Origin of the sequence: Paraburkholderia sp. (assembly GCF_035501035.1) — a bacterium.
Taxonomy (GTDB): domain Bacteria; phylum Pseudomonadota; class Gammaproteobacteria; order Burkholderiales; family Burkholderiaceae; genus Paraburkholderia.
This window is the reverse complement of sequence record NZ_DATJWR010000252.1, coordinates 1-2,456: the sequence shown is the minus strand read 5'-3', so window position 1 is coordinate 2,456 and position 2,456 is coordinate 1. Positions and strand designations below refer to the sequence as shown.

2 protein-coding genes and 1 pseudogene are annotated in these 2,456 nt (G+C 66.9%); all 3 read right to left on the bottom strand.

Annotation, left to right across the window (positions count from 1 at the left end):
- Positions 1 to 236: pseudogene (locus VMJ11_RS18785) on the bottom strand (DNA polymerase III subunit delta); the annotation flags it as partial.
- A 43-nt stretch (positions 237 to 279) separates the two neighbouring features.
- Entirely contained in the window at positions 280 to 843 is a 564-nt protein-coding gene (gene lptE / locus VMJ11_RS18780; protein ID WP_325620896.1) for an LPS assembly lipoprotein LptE, read from the bottom strand.
- A gap of 80 nt (positions 844 to 923) precedes the next feature.
- The coding region (locus VMJ11_RS18775; protein ID WP_325620895.1) for a class I tRNA ligase family protein at positions 924 to 2,456 on the bottom strand (1,533 nt) is incomplete at its 5' end.

The following is a 2,456-nucleotide window of genomic DNA, read 5'->3' as shown; positions in this document are numbered from 1 at the left end:
ACCAGTTGGCGATCGCCGAACAGCGACATCGACTGGCTCGCGCCGAGCAGCGAACTCCAGTCGAAGCCGCGCTCCACCGTGAACACCGAGCGGTCGGTGAAGCCCGCCGCGCGCGCGGCCGCGCGGATGCGGTCGCACGCCTCCTGGGCGAGCAGGTGCTCGTCGCCGTAGACGACGTACAGGCAGGCCAGCCCTTTCGTGAGGTGCGTTTCGAGTGCTTCGGGTCGCAGTTGCATGGCGCTCGGTTGAAGTTTGCTCAGCAGGCAAGCACCGCGCGCGTCACAGCGGCGGCGGAGGCAGCGGCGCGCGCGGCGCCACGCCCGGCACGACCTGATTGGGCGTCGGCGTCAGCGTCCTCACCACGGCGAGGCGGCGCATGAGCTGGTCGACGGCGTCGTTCTGCATGTCGGCGAACAGCAGATCGGCTTCTTGCGCCTTGGCGGTCGCGTACTGATCGCTATAGGTCATGGCGCGGTTCAGCGCAATCGTGCTCGGCTGGATCAGCTGCGTGCCGTCCGCGCTCACCAGCGAATAGTTGAGCCAGTAGTTGGCCTGATATTCCAGGACATTGCCGAACGAGTTGAGCGTGAGCGTGCTGAAGTTGCGCGATTCGGAAACGTGCAGCACGGCGTCGGCATTGGCCGTCGATTCGACCACCACCGAGTCGCTGCCGCCCTCGATCATGCGCGTGAGGCGTCCGACGAAAGGCGGCGGCGCGCCGACGATGGCGAGGCGCTTGAACGCGAAGTCCTGCTCGCCGCGCAGCTGGAAGCCGCACGCCGAGAGGACCAGCGCGCTACCCGCCAGCGGCAGAAACAAACTAAGGAACGATCTGCGAATCACATGGACTCCCTGGGTTCGCGACAGAGTCGGGATGGCGGCGCGGCGCAGCCGGTTCGCGCGGCGCGCCGCCAGCAAGGTCTTCAGACCACGACGTTCACAAGGCGGCCCGGCACGACGATGATCTTCTTCGGCGCACGGCCTTCGGCGAACTTCACGAACATCTCGTGCGCGAGCGCCGCGGCTTCGATCACGTCCTTGCCCGCGTCCTTCGCGACGGTCACGGCGCCACGCACCTTGCCGTTCACCTGCAGCACGAGCTCGATCTCCGACTGCTCCAGCGCCTTTTCGTCGACCTTCGGCCAGGGCGCGTCGAGCAGCGTACCGTATTCGTCGGCGTAAGCGAGCTCCTGCCACAGGCGGTACGTGAGGTGCGGCACGACCGGATACAGCACGCGCAGCAGCACACCGAACGTCTCGCGCTGCACGCCCGCGCCCGCGCCCTTTGCGCCTTCGATCGCGTTGAGCATCTTCATCGCCGCCGAAACGACGGTGTTGTACTGCAGACGCTGATAGTCGAAGTCGGCCTGCTTGAGCACGCCGTAGATCTCGCGGCGCAGCGTCTTTTCGACGTCGGAGAGCGTGGCGGCGTCGAAGCTGGCGCGCGACTTGATCGCTTGCGCATTCGCGAAACCGAAGGCCCACACGCGGCGCAGGAAGCGGCTCGCGCCTTCCACGCCCGCGCCCGACCATTCGAGCTGCTGCTCGGGGGGCGCCGCGAACATCGTGAACAGACGCGCGGTGTCCGCGCCGTGCTGGTCGATCAGCACCTGCGGGTCGACGCCGTTGTTCTTCGACTTCGACATCTTCTCGACGCCGCCCAGCACCACCGGCTGGCCGTCGGCGTTGAGCGTCGCGCCGACCGGGCGGCCCTTGTCGTCATGCGTGACGGTCACATCCGCCGGGTTGTACCAGGTTTTCTTGCCTGCCGCGTCTTCGCGGTAGAACGTCTCGTTGAGCACCATGCCCTGCGTGAGCAGGTTCTTCGCGGGCTCGCCGAACTTCACGAGGCCGAGGTCGCGCGAGACCTTCGCCCAGAAGCGCGAGTACAGCAGGTGAAGAATGGCGTGCTCGATGCCGCCGATGTACTGGTCCATCGGCATCCAGTAGTCGGTGCGCTCGTCGACCATGTTCGTCGCATCCGGCGCCGCGTAGCGGTAGAAGTACCACGACGAGTCGACGAAGGTGTCCATCGTGTCGGTCTCGCGCTTCGCAGCCGCGCCGCACTTGGGGCACTTGCAGTTCAGGAATGCTTCGGACTTCGCGAGCGGGTTGCCCGTGCCGTCCGGCACGAGGTCCTCGGGCAGCACGACGGGCAGGTCCGCTTCGGGCACCGGCACGTCGCCGCAGCTCGGGCAGTGGATGATGGGGATCGGCGTGCCCCAGTAGCGCTGGCGCGAAATGCCCCAGTCGCGCAGACGCCACGTGACCTGCTTGTCGCCATAGCCGTGCGCCTTGAGGTCGGCCGCGACGGCGTCCACGGCCTGCTCGTAAGCGAGGCCGTCGAACTTGCCGCTGTTGATGCAGACCGCGCGTTCCTTGTCGCCGTACCACTCCTGCCAGGCGTCGAGCGAGTAGGTCTCGCCTTCCGCTGCGATCACCTGCTTGATCGGCAG